Annotated in this window: 14 protein-coding genes; 11 read left to right on the forward strand and 3 right to left on the reverse strand. The window is 37.1% G+C overall.

The window, feature by feature from the left end:
* The first annotated feature begins 89 nt into the window (after window positions 1-89).
* The 3 genes from AO058_RS15155 (at window position 90) to AO058_RS15165 (ending at window position 3,375) form a co-directional block, all read left to right on the forward strand.
* The gene (locus AO058_RS15155; protein ID WP_075327313.1) at window positions 90-1,955 is read left to right on the forward strand and encodes a DUF389 domain-containing protein; all 1,866 of its coding nucleotides are present in this window, start codon (window positions 90-92) and stop codon (window positions 1,953-1,955) included.
* A 130-nt stretch (window positions 1,956-2,085) separates the two neighbouring features.
* The gene (locus AO058_RS15160) at window positions 2,086-2,568 is read left to right on the forward strand and encodes a DUF4168 domain-containing protein (RefSeq protein WP_075327314.1); all 483 of its coding nucleotides are present in this window, start codon (window positions 2,086-2,088) and stop codon (window positions 2,566-2,568) included.
* A gap of 138 nt (window positions 2,569-2,706) precedes the next feature.
* Complete coding sequence (locus tag AO058_RS15165) at window positions 2,707-3,375, forward strand: hypothetical protein (RefSeq protein WP_442974331.1); 669 nt, start codon at window positions 2,707-2,709, stop codon at window positions 3,373-3,375.
* Here AO058_RS15165 and AO058_RS15170 read toward each other — a convergent pair.
* Both AO058_RS15170 and AO058_RS15175 read right to left on the reverse strand, forming a co-directional pair.
* Complete coding sequence (locus AO058_RS15170; protein WP_075327315.1) at window positions 3,372-4,898, reverse strand: GH3 family domain-containing protein; 1,527 nt, start codon at window positions 4,896-4,898, stop codon at window positions 3,372-3,374. The genes AO058_RS15165 and AO058_RS15170 overlap by 4 nt on opposite strands.
* A gap of 107 nt (window positions 4,899-5,005) precedes the next feature.
* Window positions 5,006-6,565, reverse strand: a complete 1,560-nt coding sequence (locus AO058_RS15175; protein ID WP_075327316.1) for an NAD(P)/FAD-dependent oxidoreductase — start codon at window positions 6,563-6,565, stop codon at window positions 5,006-5,008.
* Between the two features lie 170 nt (window positions 6,566-6,735).
* On the opposite strand from AO058_RS15175, the gene AO058_RS15180 reads away from it, so the two are divergent.
* The 6 genes from AO058_RS15180 to yidC all read left to right on the forward strand — a co-directional run bounded on the left by AO058_RS15180 (window position 6,736) and on the right by yidC (window position 12,508).
* Window positions 6,736-7,308, forward strand: coding sequence for a carboxymuconolactone decarboxylase family protein (locus tag AO058_RS15180; protein WP_075327317.1), 573 nt, complete (start codon window positions 6,736-6,738; stop codon window positions 7,306-7,308).
* Between the two features lie 11 nt (window positions 7,309-7,319).
* Window positions 7,320-8,186 carry a histidine kinase gene (locus tag AO058_RS15185; protein WP_075327318.1) on the forward strand — a complete coding sequence of 289 codons (867 nt, stop codon included), beginning with the start codon at window positions 7,320-7,322 and terminating at the stop codon, window positions 8,184-8,186.
* Entirely contained in the window at window positions 8,183-8,551 is a 369-nt protein-coding gene (locus AO058_RS15190; RefSeq protein WP_075327319.1) for a response regulator, read from the forward strand. Before AO058_RS15185 ends, AO058_RS15190 begins: the two co-directional genes overlap by 4 nt.
* A gap of 45 nt (window positions 8,552-8,596) precedes the next feature.
* Window positions 8,597-8,833 carry a DUF3820 family protein gene (locus tag AO058_RS15195; protein WP_075327320.1) on the forward strand — a complete coding sequence of 79 codons (237 nt, stop codon included), beginning with the start codon at window positions 8,597-8,599 and terminating at the stop codon, window positions 8,831-8,833.
* A gap of 122 nt (window positions 8,834-8,955) precedes the next feature.
* Complete coding sequence (locus AO058_RS15200; RefSeq protein WP_075327321.1) at window positions 8,956-10,596, forward strand: CTP synthase; 1,641 nt, start codon at window positions 8,956-8,958, stop codon at window positions 10,594-10,596.
* Between the two features lie 46 nt (window positions 10,597-10,642).
* Window positions 10,643-12,508 carry a membrane protein insertase YidC gene (yidC, locus tag AO058_RS15205; protein WP_075327322.1) on the forward strand — a complete coding sequence of 622 codons (1,866 nt, stop codon included), beginning with the start codon at window positions 10,643-10,645 and terminating at the stop codon, window positions 12,506-12,508.
* A gap of 174 nt (window positions 12,509-12,682) precedes the next feature.
* Here yidC and AO058_RS15210 read toward each other — a convergent pair whose 3' ends face one another.
* Entirely contained in the window at window positions 12,683-13,324 is a 642-nt protein-coding gene (locus AO058_RS15210; protein WP_075327996.1) for a protein-L-isoaspartate(D-aspartate) O-methyltransferase, read from the reverse strand.
* 135 nt (window positions 13,325-13,459) lie between these two features.
* Here AO058_RS15210 and AO058_RS15215 point away from each other — a divergent pair, with 135 nt between their 5' ends.
* Together AO058_RS15215 and AO058_RS15220 are read left to right on the forward strand one after the other, a co-directional pair.
* Window positions 13,460-14,425 carry a Gfo/Idh/MocA family protein gene (locus AO058_RS15215; RefSeq protein WP_075327997.1) on the forward strand — a complete coding sequence of 322 codons (966 nt, stop codon included), beginning with the start codon at window positions 13,460-13,462 and terminating at the stop codon, window positions 14,423-14,425.
* A 56-nt stretch (window positions 14,426-14,481) separates the two neighbouring features.
* Window positions 14,482-15,369, forward strand: a complete 888-nt coding sequence (locus AO058_RS15220) for a 3-hydroxyacyl-CoA dehydrogenase family protein (protein ID WP_075327323.1) — start codon at window positions 14,482-14,484, stop codon at window positions 15,367-15,369.
* Window positions 15,370-15,380 lie beyond the last annotated feature (11 nt).

Genomic DNA, 15,380 nt, shown 5'->3' on the forward strand with positions numbered 1-15,380 from the left:
CTTAGGGGAGAACTCAAAAACTCAGGTTAAACTTTTAGTGCCGATTTCAAAAAGCCTTATCTTGGCGCTTGCAATCGCAATAGAAAACTATGCTGTATATTTTACATCATCCTGATGATAGGGAAACTGTGGAAAATGATATTTTTCCGTTATTAGAAAATACCGAAAAACAAACCATAGATTACCCTGAAACCGAATTTGAAGCAGGAAAAGACGATATAATAGTTACTTATTTAAGCGATGAATTTCTAAGGGAATTTTTACCAAAAGCCGCGAAGCAAAACCATAAAGTTGGAATTCTCCCTCACCCAGAAAATACATATACCACCAAAGGTTTAGGCATTGCCAACGATCCTAAGGAAGTTATAAAAGAAATTCTGGAAAATGAAGAAGCGCATAACCTGGATATGCTCTACTGTAACGATATTCCCATCTTCCAGTCGGTGAATATTGGAAATGTTTTTATTTTCACTGAAGATCATCAAAACAACAATTTTGTAAGGGAAGTTTATACATTTTTCAAAAACATAAGACATCTATCTTCTCTTTCACATAACTCCTATGTAATAAGTTCAGAAGATGAAAAAATAATTCATACTTCGGCACTGGGAATAATTGTAGTGGAACATGCCTTAAGCTCGGTTGTAGCCAGAAGACTGGTTTCCGAAAGTTCTTTGAACGATGGAATGTTTACTACACTTATTATTTCGCCAACTAATTTATTGCAATTAATCTGGTTTTTATTGCGCAGTTTACTTCCTGGCGGTAAGCAACTAGACAGAACGCCTTCTTTTATTGGAAGAATAAAAATTGCCAAACTGCACATTAAAAATTCTTCTGAAGTAGAATTTACTATAGATGGAGAAAAAGAAAAAGCCAAAGAAATATTACTTAGGGTAGAACCCGAATCTTTGTGCCTGGCACAAGCCAGTAAATATTGTACAGAAAAAGATGAGGCAAACCTCAAAAAGAGCAATAAGACCGATACGCTACCTACGGGCGAAAAACGTGAAGAGTTAACCAAACGTACCCTACCAATTTTTCCTCGCGCCACCACCGAGGAATTCCAGGAACTGTTTAAAGTATTGCGGGAAAACTCAAAAACCACCTCTATTTATGTGGTAATGATGATCCTTTCAACACTTATCGCCACTTTTGGACTTTTCGCTAATTCTTCTCCCGTTATTATTGGAGCAATGATTCTGGCCCCTATTATTTCACCTATCGTTTCTTTTGCGATGGGGATGGTTCGTTATGATACCAATATGCTGAAGAGAGGAATTATCACCATTCTAATTGGAACAGGGGTTTCGCTTTTATTCTCTTCGGGTGTTACGCTCATTATTCCAATAAAATTAATTACTTCTGAAATTGATGCGCGTCTATCTCCTACCCTCTTAGATATGGGAATTGCAGTAGCCTCTGGGGTTGCGGCAGCATATGCACACGCAAAAGAAGGAATTGCAAAAAGTCTCGCGGGAGTAGCTATTGCAGTTGCCCTGGTCCCACCATTGGCGGTGTCGGGAATTGGAATTGGTTGGTGGGACTGGCAGGTATTTTCAGGAGCTTTTTTATTATATCTAACTAACCTTGCGGGGATTATTATGTTTGCCGGGATAACCTTTCTTATTCTTGGTTTTGCACCTTTTAAACGAGCAAAACTCGGTTTGGTTTATACCCTAATTTTAATTGGTATGGTAATGGTTCCTCTTTCCCTTTCTTTTAACCGAATTAAAAAAGAAGCCAGTATTACGCGGGAATTAGAAGGTTCTACTGTAAACGAATTAGTGATTAGAGACGTGAAAGTTAGGTTTGGAGATCCCTTGCGGGTCTCTCTTACCCTGGTAGGACCAGAAAACCTAAGTGGAGATGAAATGAGAGACATCAAAAAACAATTGGAAGAAGATATTGGAGAACCCATTCATCTGGAAGTAATTTCTGCCCGGGGATTTTAGAGCAGGATTTTAACAAGGCTCTCAATTTGAGTTAAGTTTCTCTAAAAAATCGAAATTATTTATCAATATCTTTTGTGTAGCAATATGATCTTTTTAGATTGTGCCTCATTAAAAACTTTAAACAACGATTATGATTAAATCAAAAAAGATTGCAGGTTTATTATTTGCTTTTGCATTATTAGGATCAGCAAGTGTATTTGCCCAAACTCAACAACTACCACAGCAACAACAACAAACTGTAGATATAGATGTTAGTGACGAGGAGCTTTCTAAATTTGCTGATGCTTACCAGAAAATTAGAATGGTAAACCAACAGGCGCAACAGGAGATGGCGAAGAAAGTAGAAGATAGCGGATTTGACATTCAGCGTTTTAATGAAATTCACCAGGCTTCTTTAGACCCAAATACCGAGGTTGATGCTACTGAAGATGAACTGACAAAGCACAAAGAAGTTGTTTCAGAAATTGAAGGGATGCAAGGCGAGTTTCAAAAAGAAATGGAAAATGCTATTTCGGAAGAAGGCCTTGATGTTGCACGTTACGAGAAAATTGCAATGGCACTTCAAACCGATACTGAACTACAGCAGAGATTACAACAACTAATGCAGGGATAATTTCTAAATTAGTTTTAGAAATCGATATAAAATTAGGTCATCTGTATAGATGACCTTTTTTTATGTTTATTTTATAAGAACTTTCTTGGCGAAACCAGCTGGTTTACTATATTTTTAGCTTTATACAGAAAAGCTAATTTGAATTCTACACTTAAAAAATATTTTTTTCTAATCACCGCAATTCTTTTTTGCCAATGGAATTGGAGTGCGCTTTATGCCCAGGAACAAATGAAACAAAAAGATACTTTAAAGTTTGAAAATAAAATTGTCCCAGATGAAATTTGGAGAGAAACTTACGTAGCACTTTCGCACTATCCGGAATTAAAAAACACCCCAATTGAATTCAAATTCAAAAAGAAGATTCAGAAGTCTTTTATGCAGGCACAGCCAAAAGTTTCGGGATTACTAAAGAATAAAAAAAATCGTTCTTATTTTGTAATGATAAGCGAACACATTAAAATTGAAGATGAAGTCTTTGATGTAAAAAATGTTCCGTCAGAGGTGCTTATTGGCTGGATTGGCCACGAGCTGGGGCACATTATGGATTATCGTGAACGTAGTGCAGCGAATATGGTATGGTTTGGAATTAAATACCTTACTTCAAAAAGATATATTCAGGAAGCCGAAAGAGCCGCAGACACCTATGCCGTAAACCACGGACTTGGAAAATATATTATTGCCACTAAAGATTTTATTTTAAACCACACCCATCTTGCTGATGCCTATAAGGCAAGAATCAAAAAACTTTACCTCTCGCAGGAAGAAATTATGGCTTTAATTGATGAAATTGACGAAGACGACGATTAGGCTTTTTGTTCTTTTACAAACTTTTCCCATTTTGCAAATTTCTCCTCGTCCATAACTTTTTCCATTTTTACCTGCCCGCCTTTTTTCTTATTAGCGGCATTCCATTCAGGGAACATATCGGGATGTACTTTAGTCACTTTCACGCCTTTTAAAGCTTTAGAACGCGCAACTTTATAATTCTTATTAGCATTTTTAAGCGATTCATCTAAAGCCTCTTTAAGTTCTTCTTCTGGAGTATCGCCTTCGGTTCCCAAATACCAGTGGTGATGAAACTCACCATCAATTCTTACCGCAGCCAGGGTGAATTCAGGAATCTTAATATCAAATTTATCTTCGAGCTCCTGTACGGCATCATTCATTTTATTTACTGAAAGTTGAGAACCAACCACATTCAAGAAGAATTTTGTTCTCCCGGTAATGCGAATTTCTTTACGTTCCACATCGGTAAATTTAATAGTATCACCAATTAAATATCTCCACGCGCCAGAAACGGTACTGATAAGCAGTACGTAATCTTTTTCTTCTTCAACTTCATCTAAAGAAATTACCGGGGCATCTTCAACAATAGAACCATCCTGGTTAATATATTCAGCCTTAAAAGGAACAAATTCAAAATAAATGCCGTTATCCAGAATAAGTTTCATAGCATTGGTATCAGGTCTTGCCTGTACTGCCAAAAATCCTTCTGAAGCCAAATACGTATCAATAACCGTAATTGGGTGGCCCAATAAAGCATTAAAACTCTTTTCGTAAGGCTCAAATGCCACTCCGCCAGAAGCGTAAACTCTCAGGTTTGGCCAGATATCGTGAATGTTATCAAGATTATTATATTCAATAACCTTTTTCATCATAAGTTCTAACCAGGAGGGGATTCCACTTAGGGCTCCAATATCCCAGTTTTTAGCGTTTTCGGCAATACGTTGAACCCGCTCATCCCATTCTTCAATTTTTGAAATTTCTTCTCCGGGTTTATAATATCCGCGAAACCAAAAAGGAATATTACTTGCGCTAATTCCGCTAATTTCACCTTCTTTATGATCTCCTTCTTTCTCCAGATCGGTAGAGCTTCCCAGCATCATAATCTCCTTTTCGAAGAAATCTGGCGGAAGATCAAAATTACTAAGAGCACTCACCTGTTTGATTCCTGCTTTTCTAATAGATTCCAGCATTTCATCGGTGACCGGAATACGCTTACTGCTTGTTCCGGTAGTACCCGAACTTACTGCAAAATATGGAGGTCTTCCCGGCCAGGTAACGTCTTTTTCACCATCGTGTAATTTATGCCACCATTCCTTCTCCAATTTGTTATAATCAAAATAAGGCACCTTTTCAGCAAAGGTTTTTTGAATATCATCAGATTTTAAAATCGATTCAAAATCGTAATGTTTTCCAAACTGGGTGTCTTTAGCTTTTTTAAGCAACTTTGTAAGTACCTCTTTTTGGGCTTCTTCTGCTTCCGGTTCAGAAACAATGGTATCACGAAGATCTATAAGACTTTTTATTAAGGAACCTACTATGGGCATAATCTTGATTTTTAATGGTGGTTGTTTTCAAAAAATGAAGATAAAAAAAACCAAAATCAACACTATTAATGTCTTGACAATTATCAATAATTTAACCTTTCAAATTACTAAGAATTCTGTAAACTCTCCACGCATTTTTCGGCACATCTCTCCCCGTCTATTGCTGCAGAAATTATTCCGCCGGCGTAACCGGCACCTTCCCCGCAGGGGTAAAGCCCTTTTATTTGGATATGCTCAAAACTATAAGGATCTCTCGGAATTCTTACCGGGGAAGAAGTCCTGGATTCTGGTGCGTGAACTACGGCTTCGTTGGTTAAAAAACCTCGCATACTTTTGTTGAATTCTTTAAAACCTTCCTGTAAAGTTTTATGAATAAAATTTGGGAAAACTTCACTTAAATCGGTTGAAGTAACGCCTGGTTTATAAGAAGTTATCGGCAAATTTGTAGAAATTTTTCCTTGGGTAAAATCTACTAAGCGTTGAGCCGGCACTTTTTGGGTGCTTCCACCTTCTAACCAGGCTTTTTGTTCTATTTGCTTCTGGAATTCCATTGCTGCAAGGGGATTCTTTTCGACATTTTTAAAATCTGATAATCTCAATTCTATCACAATTCCCGAATTTGCGGTTGGTTGATCGCGTTTACTGGGAGACCAACCATTAGTAACAACTTCACCGGGTGCGGTAGCGCAGGGAGCTATAATTCCGCCGGGGCACATACAAAAAGAGTACATTCCCCTGCCGCCTATTTGTTTTACGATGCTATATGGTGAAGGTGGAAGAAATTCTCCCCTGGAATCACATTTATACTGAATTTTATCTATTAATTCCTGTGGGTGTTCTACCCTAACGCCAAGCGCAAAGGCTTTGGCTTCAATTTTTATATTTTTTCTATGTAAAAGTTCAAAAATATCCCTGGCCGAATGTCCTGTGGCGAGGATAACTTTTTTTGAATTAATTGTTTCACCTTTTAAGGTTTTAATTCCGGTAACTTTATTATTCGCTACCAGAATATCTGTCACCCGGGTTTCAAAAAGAACTTCTCCGCCACAATTAATAATTAGTTCCCTAATATCTGCTATTATCGCCGGAAGTTTATTTGTGCCAATATGCGGATGCGCATCTACCATAATCTCTGGGGTAGCGCCAAAACCTACAAGTAATTTCAAAATTCTATCTACATCACCCCGTTTTTTAGATCGGGTGTATAATTTGCCATCGCTATAAGTGCCGGCGCCACCTTCCCCAAAACAGTAATTAGAATCTTCGTTTACAATATGCTCAATATTTAAAGCTTTTAGATCGCGCCTACGGGTTCTAACATCCTTTCCACGTTCTATAATAATAGGTTTAAATCCTAATTCAATACATCGCAAGGCCGCAAACAGGCCTGCGGGACCGGCACCAACAATTATAATTTCCTCTTTGGTTGCTACATTCTGGTAATCTGGGAGATAAACTTTATCTTCTTTAAATGCTTCTTTTACATAAACATCAACTTTTAAATTGATCTTTATGGCTTTTTGCCGGGCATCTATAGATCGCTTTAAGATATTTACATAAGTAATATCTTTTAGAGCTATGCCACCGTGGCGGGAAACCGCTTGCGTAAGTTTATGCTGATTTGCAGCCTCTTCTGGGCTTACTCTTATTTGGTACTGGTACTTCATTTTTTAAAATCTATCACAAAAATATACTTTTCAAATTTGTTGATTTAAAATTAAAAAACCAGCCTGTTGTTAAAAGCCCATTACCACTAAATTAATTTAGGACGTTTTAAAATATTGACTTATTTTGGACAACCTTAAAAAACCCTAATCTATTATAAACAATTACCAGAATGAATTCTACAGCACGCTACCCGATGGTTTCCTATGATGAAGCCTCTCCCCAAGTTCAGGAAATTTATGACGATACCAAAAAAACTCTTCAACTTCCCTTTGTTTTAAACTGGTTTAAATGCCAGGGCACCAATGCTACTTTATTAAAAGGTAACTGGAGTAAATTAAAGAATACTTTAATGGAAGGAGAAGTTCCGAATGTGCTTAAACAACTTATTATCTACAATGTATCTAAGGAACGGGGTTGCAATTATTGCTCGCATGCTCACGGGATTTTCGCTGATAGTATGAGCGCTATGATCTCTGAAGATGAAGGTTTTAAAGCTACAGAAAATATAGATTCTCCTTCTATGCCGGCCAGTTTTAGAACTGCCGTTAAAATTGTAACTAATGCGGCGCTAAATCATAGCGAAGTTTCAGATGCAGATTTTGAGGAACTGGAAAAAGCTGGTTTTTCTCAAAAGGAAATCCAGGAATTAATGGCCCAGGCCGATTTAGTAAATATGTTGAATACTATTGCTGATGTATCAGGGATTAAAATAGACAACGAATTGCTGGAAACTCCGGAATAAGTCCGAAGATTATGGAATCCCTACAAGACAGAACTTCCCGGGTTTATAGAATTACCTATGAAACTTTTTCTAAATTCAGCAACAATTTAAATCGTTGTAAGAGTTTGGAAGAAGTTTCGCAGGTTTCAGTGCGTTTTCTAAAATATCTGCTTAATTTTCATCTTTTTAGAATTAGTATAAACCAGGCGGGGTCTTACCTGGTCTATTGCCAGTGTAATTCGCGAGGTGAATTTGAACTTATTTCAAAAGAAAATTTACTTTCGCACGAATTGCAGATTTTGGAAAATAATATTCCGGTTAAAACTGAAGAAATTCCGTCTCAATTAAGTAAAAAAATTGATTCTACTGCTTTAGAGTCTCCATCTTTATGGTGTTGGAGCTTTAAAAAAATGGATGTAGATTTTACTGTTTCCTTAATATCAGATAAGAATAAAGCTTTTGATGTTGGCGATATTGAAATGCTGAAATTAATAAGTGATAGTTTCCAGGCTAAGTTTCAGGAAATTTATTTGAAAGAAGAGCTTTATCATAAAAATCAGTCTTTATTACAGGCATTAGACGTCATTAAAAATCAGAATAAAAAGATCAATCAAATTGTAGAAAATCAAAAACAAACTATTGCCGAACGAACTAAAGAAGTGGTTGAAAAAAATGAGAAATTATTGCATATTTCAGCTTTAAATGCTCATAATGTGAGAGAACCTTTATCGAGAATTCAGGGTATAGTACAACTTTTTGAAGTTTTTGATGATAAAACCTGCAGGGAAGAACTCGTACCAAAACTTAAACAATCATCAGAAGAAATGGATAAGGTTTTAAGAGAAGTTATTGAAATGGCATCTTCGGAATTAACCCAGCTAAAAGCAAAAAAGTTATGAGCACCATTATCCTGGTAGACGACCAGCCCATAGCCAATTTTATTACCCGAAAACTACTGGAAATAGAAGGTTACGATAAAGATGTTGTAGATTTTACCAACCCCGAAGAAGCCCTGGTTTACCTGGAAGAACGGCAAAACACGCTTATATTTTTAGACCTAAATATGCCCGAAATGAATGGTTGGGAGTTTCTTGATTTATTAAAATCTAAAGGCCAAGAACATAGAATAATTATTCTTACCTCCAGCACCAGTGCTGTAGACCGTAATAAAGCTAAAGAATACCCTGCGGTTATAGAATTTATAGAAAAGCCTTTAAACAAAAGTAAGTTTGCACGGCTCCAACCGATTTTGCAACAATCGTAAACTACCGAGGCATTCATTTCCTAAACAATCCCGATTATTGAATAAATGAGTTTAAAACCAAACCACAAAGCACTTTTAGAACTGGCACACGCTAAAATGCATTTTGGAAAATACAAAGGCTATTATTTAAGCGACATTCCCGAATATTATTTGGTTTGGTATCGCCAAAAAGGTTTTCCAGAAGGTAAACTTGGCCAGCAAATGAGTGAGGTGTTTGAACTTAAACTCAATGGGATGGAACAATTACTTAGAGATATAAGAAAAAAGTTTCCAAAACCCTGAGTAATCTTCAGTCTAAAACAGAGTTTTAACTTTAAAAATATTAGGTTTAAAATTAACGGCTTTTCTATTCTTCTTTGTAATTTAGCGCCCTGAATCAAACAACGCAACAAACACTTCTTAAGATGGCCGAAACCAAGTATATTTTTGTCACCGGCGGCGTTTCTTCTTCCCTGGGAAAAGGAATTATAGCAGCTTCTCTGGCAAAATTACTGCAAGCGCGTGGATTTAGAACCACTATTCAGAAACTCGACCCCTACATTAACGTAGATCCCGGAACCTTAAATCCTTATGAACACGGCGAATGCTATGTGACTGAAGATGGTGCCGAAACCGATCTTGACCTTGGCCATTATGAACGCTTTTTAAACGTTAATACTTCCCAGGCAAATAATGTAACTACCGGCCGTATTTACCAAAGTGTAATTGAAAAAGAACGCCGTGGGGAATTTTTAGGAAAAACCGTACAGGTGGTTCCACATATCACCAACGAAATTAAAGATCGCATCCAGATTCTTGGTCAAAATGGTGATTACGATATTGTAATTACTGAAATTGGAGGAACTGTAGGCGATATTGAATCTTTACCTTATATTGAAGCAGTTCGCCAGTTAAAATGGGAATTAGGCGATGAAAACGCGTTAATTATTCATCTTACCCTTGTCCCCTATCTTGCCGCTGCAGGTGAGCTAAAAACCAAACCAACCCAGCACAGTGTAAAAACGTTGATGGAAAGCGGACTTAAAGCCGATATTTTAGTTTGTAGAACAGAGCACGAACTTTCAGACGATATTCGTCGTAAACTGGCTATTTTCTGTAATGTGAGGCAGGAAGCGGTAATCCAGAGTATTGATGCGGCTACTATTTACGATGTTCCAAATTTAATGCTGAAAGAAGGCCTGGACACTGTTACTTTAAAGAAATTACATTTACCTGATGAAACAACGCCAAATTTAGATCGCTGGAACCAGTTTTTAGATAGACATAAGAACCCTAAAGCCGAAATTACTATTGGTTTAATTGGGAAATATGTTGAGCTTCAGGATTCTTATAAATCTATTTTAGAAGCTTTTATTCACGCAGGTGCAGAAAATGAGGTAAAGGTGAATGTAGAAAGCATTCATTCAGAATTTATAAATGAGAATACTATAGACCATAAATTCGCCAATTTAGACGGAATTTTGGTAGCCCCGGGATTTGGCGAACGTGGTGTAGAGGGTAAAATAGACGCAGTAAAATATGCCCGGGAAAGAAATTTACCGTTTTTAGGTATTTGTTTAGGAATGCAAATGGCAGTAATTGAATTTGCCAGAAACGTATTAAAGTTAAAAACTGCCAATTCTACCGAAATGGATCCTAAAACCAAACATCCGGTTATAGACCTTATGGAAGAACAAAAAGAAGTAACTCACAAAGGCGGAACAATGCGACTTGGAGCCTGGGATTGTAAACTTACAGAAGGTTCCAAAATCTACAAAGCATACGGTAAAAGCGAAATTAAAGAAAGACATCGCCACCGTTACGAATACAATAATAAATACAAGGAAGAACTGGAAAAAGCAGGAATGCTAAGCACCGGAATAAATCCTGAAACAGGCCTGGTAGAAGTTATAGAACTTAAAGACCATCCCTGGTTTGTAGGTGTACAATACCACCCCGAATATAAAAGTACGGTTGCTACTCCGCACCCGGTATTTATAGCCTTTATTAAGGCTGCCTTCGATTTTTCGAAAAAAAGAAAAAATGCCAGTCTGGCACAAAAATAAAAGTGGCCGACTTATTGACCAAAAGCAAGTTATAGTTTAGAAAAGCATGGAAGAAAAGAAATTTGATGTTCAGTCCTTAATTGGATTTATACTTATTGGTGGAATTTTACTTTGGATGTTGTATACCAACAGCCCCTCTGAAGCAGAAGTAGAACCACAGCAAGAAACCGAACAGGTTGAAGTACCCGGCAATACCGATGCTAACCAACCTCCACCACAACAAAATCAAACTCCTGGAGCCGATTCTACTGCGCTTGCCCAGGCTCGCGAACGTTTGGGCGCTTTTGGCTATTCGGCAAGTCTTCCATCGGCTACAGAAAATACGACCACCATTTCCAATGATGTTTTAGAACTTAAAATTGATAATAAAGGTGGATATATTTCAGAAGCAAGGTTAACCAATTTTAAAACTTTCGATTCTATTCCGGTTTATTTAATTAAAGACGGAAATGCTTCTTTCAACATTAATTTTACCACCACAGACGGCAGAACTTTAGACACTGAAAATCTTTATTTTGAACCCGAAGTAACCCAAAATGGAGATAACCAGATTATCTCTATGAAATTGAAAGTTTCAGAAAACGAATTCCTTGAATATCGTTATGTACTGAAACCGGGGGAATATATGCTGGATTTTAGTATTAGATCTCAGGGCTTAAATAATGTATTTAACAGCTCCAGGGATATTAATATGAACTGGCAGCTAAAAGGTTACCGTCACGCGAAAAGTATCTCTTACGAAAATCGTTATACAGATCTCATTTACGAATATGATGAAGGTGATGATGATAGCCTCGGCTCTGGTGATTTAGAAGAACAGGAAGACGAGAATATTACTTATGTTGCTTATAAACAGCATTTCTTTACCTCTATATTATTGACCGACACTCCTTTTAGCCGCGGTAAATTCACTTCTCGCAACCTTGTTGAAGACGAAGAAATAGATACAGTTTATACTAAAGATTTTGCTGCACAGTTGCCTTTAGAATTAAATGGTGGGGAGCTTAATTATAATATGAACTGGTACTACGGGCCAACAGATTATAAGATCTTAAACGATTACGACCGTAACCTTGATGAAATTGTACCATTAGGTTGGGGAATTTTTGGGTGGATCAATAAATACGTATTTATCCCGTTCTTCGCATTTTTAAGCGGAGTATTACCAAGCTACGGTATCGCGATTATTGTAATGACCATTGTAGTGAGAATTGTTCTTTCTCCGGTTACTTACAAATCTTATCTATCACAAGCAAAAATGAAGGTTTTAAGACCTGAAATTAATGAGCTAAACGAGAAGTATAAGGACAACGCGATGAAAAAGCAGCAGGAAACTATGAAGCTGTATAGCAAAGCTGGAGCAAGCCCAATGAGTGGTTGTTTGCCGGCTTTAATGCAAATTCCTGTTTTCTATGCCTTGTTCCAGTTCTTCCCAAGTGCTTTCCAGTTAAGACAGAAAGGATTTTTATGGGCAGACGATTTATCAAGTTATGATACTATAGCCGAGTTACCTTTCAACATTCCATTTTATGGAGATCACGTGAGTTTATTCCCAATTTTAGCATCTATCGCAATCTTTATTTATATGATGATGACTACGGGACAAAGTATGCAGCAAGCCCAGCAACCGGGAATGCCTAATATGAAATTTATTATGTACCTGTCTCCGTTAATGATGTTGTTTTTCTTTAACAACTATGCCAGTGGACTTTCATTATACTACTTCACTTCTAACCTAATTACTATTGGGATTATGTTGGTGATTAAATATGTGATTATTGATGAAGATAAAATTCACGCGAAAATCCAGGAGAACAAGAAAAAGCCTAAAAAGCAGAATAAGTTCACCAGGAAAATGCAGGAAATGATGGAGCAGGCAGAACAGCAAAAGAATCAACAGAAGAAGAAGTAAGCGAATAAAAGCTTAAACATAAAAAAGCCGGTTTAAAATATTTTAAACCGGCTTTTTTCTTACGTCATCCTGAACTTGTTTCAGGATCTATTAGGTTGGAAAAAATTAAATCATTTTAGATCCTGAAATGAATTCAGGAGGACGATAAATTGAAAAGCTTTTTAAAAACTGCTATTAATTCTTATCCCCAAGTAAAGGCACGAATCTAAACTGCCCAAATTCGGTTTTATCGAATTCTGTTGGAGATTTTCTTATAAAAAGAGTCATAGTTTGCACATCGTCTCCAACAGGAATTACCATCCTGCCTCCAACTTTTAACTGCCCTAAGAGGTCTTTAGGAACAAAAGGAGCGCCGGCTGTTACAATTATTTTATCAAAAGGTGCATAATCTGGCATTCCTTTGTAGCCATCTCCAAAACTGAGATGCTTAGGCCGATAGCCTATTTTATTCAGAAACATTTTTGTTTTTCTATAAAGCTCCCGCTGGCGTTCTATGCTGTAAACTTTTGCTCCAAGTTCACATAAAACTGCGGTTTGATAACCACTTCCGGTTCCAATCTCCAGAACTTTATCTCCTTTTTCAATCTCCAGTTTTTCAGTTTGAAAAGCAACGGTATAAGGCTGGGAAATAGTTTGATCTGCAGCAATAGGAAAAGCTTTATCCTGGTAGGCGTGATCTTCAAAACTACTATCCATAAAGAGATGCCTGGGAATTTTCCCAATTGCACCTAAAACGGCTTTATCGGTAATTCCCTTTTTCTTTACGGTTTTTACCAACTGCTGTCTTTTCCCCTTATGTCTATAGTTATCTTCAATCACTTTTTCACCCTTTAAACTGCAAAAATACTCATTAGAAGTCAAAGATGCCAAGCGAAAACGGGGGAGATTCTCTTCTTTATTGCTAAACTATTTGCAATCAAAATGCTATTTTTGTGAAAAATGCTAAATAATATGCTGAAAGTAGGCGTGCTTGGTGCAGGACACTTAGGAAAGATACATTTAAAATTACTCAACCAGTCTGAAAAATATGAGCTTGTAGGTTTCTACGATGCCAGTTCAGAAAATGCTGAAAAGATTTCTGCGGAATTCGGTTATAAAAAATTCGATACTATAGAAGACCTTATCACGGCAGTAGATGTGGTAGATGTAGTAACTCCTACCCTTTCCCATTTTGAAGTAGCGAAAAAAACAATTACGGCGGGTAAACATCTTTTTATAGAAAAACCCATTACCAACACATTTGCTGAAGCCGAAGAACTTATCGCTTTAGCCAGGGAATACAAAGTTAAAGGCCAGGTTGGTCACGTAGAACGTTTTAACCCTGCTTTTAGAGCCGTAGCTTCCCGAATTGAAAATCCCATGTTTATTGAGGCACATCGCCTGGCAGAGTTTAATCCCCGTGGTACAGATGTTCCCGTGGTTTTAGATTTAATGATTCACGATATTGATGCGGTTCTAAGCGTAGTAAAGTCGAAGGTGAAAAATATCAATGCCAGCGGAGTTTCAGTAATTAGTGATACTCCAGATATTGCCAACGCTAGAATTGAATTTGAAAACGGATGCGTGGCGAACTTAACCGCCAGCCGAATTTCAATGAAAAATATGCGCAAATCCAGGTTTTTTCAGCGAGACGCTTATATTTCGGTAGATTTTCTGGAGAAAAAATGTGAGGTGGTAAAAATGAAAGATGCCCCTGAAAAAGAAGATGAATACGCGATGATCTTGCAAAATGCCGAAGGAGTGAAAAAACAAATCTATTTTGATAATCCTGATGTTTCCCCAAACAACGCCATTTTAGATGAGTTGGAAACTTTTGCTGACGCCATTAATAATAATACCACTCCAATTGTGACGCTGGAACAGGGCGCTGAAGCTTTGCGCGTTGCAAATGGAGTTATTGAAAGTTTTAGTAAATAATATAAAATCTATTTCAGTCGATTTTAAGGCTGAAATTCATATAAAAACCACACAAAATGAAAAATATAGCAGTTATAGGAGCAGGAACTATGGGCAACGGAATCGCCCACACTTTTGCCCAATTTGGATACAAAGTGAACCTTATAGACATTTCCAAGGAAAGTCTGGATAAGGGAATGAAAACTATTTCGGGAAATTTAGACCGAATGGTTTCTAAAGAAAAAATAAGTGCGGCAGACAAAGAGACAACGCTTAACAACATCACTACATTTACCGATATTCCTAAAGGCGTAAAAGATATTGATCTTGTAGTTGAGGCAGCTACAGAAAATGAAGACCTAAAACTTAAGATCTTTAAGCAACTAGACGAAAATTGTTCTGCTGAAACTATTTTAGCGAGTAATACTTCTTCAATTTCTATTACAAAAATCGCTTCAGTAGTTTCCAACCCAGAGCGTGTTATTGGAATGCACTTTATGAACCCTGTGCCAATTATGAAACTGGTAGAGATTATTCGTGGTTATAATACCAGCGATAAGGTTACTAAAAGCATTATGGAACTTTCAGAAAAACTAAATAAAGTTCCGGTTGAAGCGAATGACTATCCCGGTTTTGTGGCTAACCGAATTTTAATGCCAATGATTAACGAGGCGATTGAAACCTATTATAATGGCGTTGCCGGAGTAAAAGAGATAGATACCGTAATGAAACTTGGAATGGCGCACCCTATGGGCCCGCTTCAATTAGCCGATTTTATTGGTTTAGATGTTTGTCATTCAATTCTTGAGGTGATGTACGACGGTTTTAAAAATCCGAAATACGCACCCTGTCCTCTATTGACTAATATGGTGATGGCCGGAAAACTGGGAATAAAATCTGGTGAAGGTTTTTATGATTATTCTGAAAGTAAAAAAGCCGAAAAGGTTTCTTCACAATTCAGCTAAATTATTTGTAG

The sequence above is a fragment of the Salegentibacter sp. T436 genome (assembly GCF_001932675.1).
Lineage (GTDB): Bacteria > Bacteroidota > Bacteroidia > Flavobacteriales > Flavobacteriaceae > Salegentibacter > Salegentibacter agarivorans.

Coding starts and splice junctions, on each gene's coding strand:
- AO058_RS15195 (WP_075327320.1), top strand. CDS start 8,597: ATGAGTTTAAAACCAAACCACAAAGCACTTTTAGAACTGGCACACGCT.
- AO058_RS15215 (WP_075327997.1), top strand. CDS start 13,460: ATGCTGAAAGTAGGCGTGCTTGGTGCAGGACACTTAGGAAAGATACAT.
- AO058_RS15190 (WP_075327319.1), top strand. CDS start 8,183: ATGAGCACCATTATCCTGGTAGACGACCAGCCCATAGCCAATTTTATT.
- yidC (WP_075327322.1), top strand. CDS start 10,643: ATGGAAGAAAAGAAATTTGATGTTCAGTCCTTAATTGGATTTATACTT.
- AO058_RS15220 (WP_075327323.1), top strand. CDS start 14,482: ATGAAAAATATAGCAGTTATAGGAGCAGGAACTATGGGCAACGGAATC.
- AO058_RS15155 (WP_075327313.1), top strand. CDS start 90: ATGCTGTATATTTTACATCATCCTGATGATAGGGAAACTGTGGAAAAT.
- AO058_RS15175 (WP_075327316.1), bottom strand. CDS start 6,565: ATGAAGTACCAGTACCAAATAAGAGTAAGCCCAGAAGAGGCTGCAAAT.
- AO058_RS15185 (WP_075327318.1), top strand. CDS start 7,320: ATGGAATCCCTACAAGACAGAACTTCCCGGGTTTATAGAATTACCTAT.
- AO058_RS15200 (WP_075327321.1), top strand. CDS start 8,956: ATGGCCGAAACCAAGTATATTTTTGTCACCGGCGGCGTTTCTTCTTCC.
- AO058_RS15170 (WP_075327315.1), bottom strand. CDS start 4,898: ATGCCCATAGTAGGTTCCTTAATAAAAAGTCTTATAGATCTTCGTGAT.
- AO058_RS15160 (WP_075327314.1), top strand. CDS start 2,086: ATGATTAAATCAAAAAAGATTGCAGGTTTATTATTTGCTTTTGCATTA.
- AO058_RS15180 (WP_075327317.1), top strand. CDS start 6,736: ATGAATTCTACAGCACGCTACCCGATGGTTTCCTATGATGAAGCCTCT.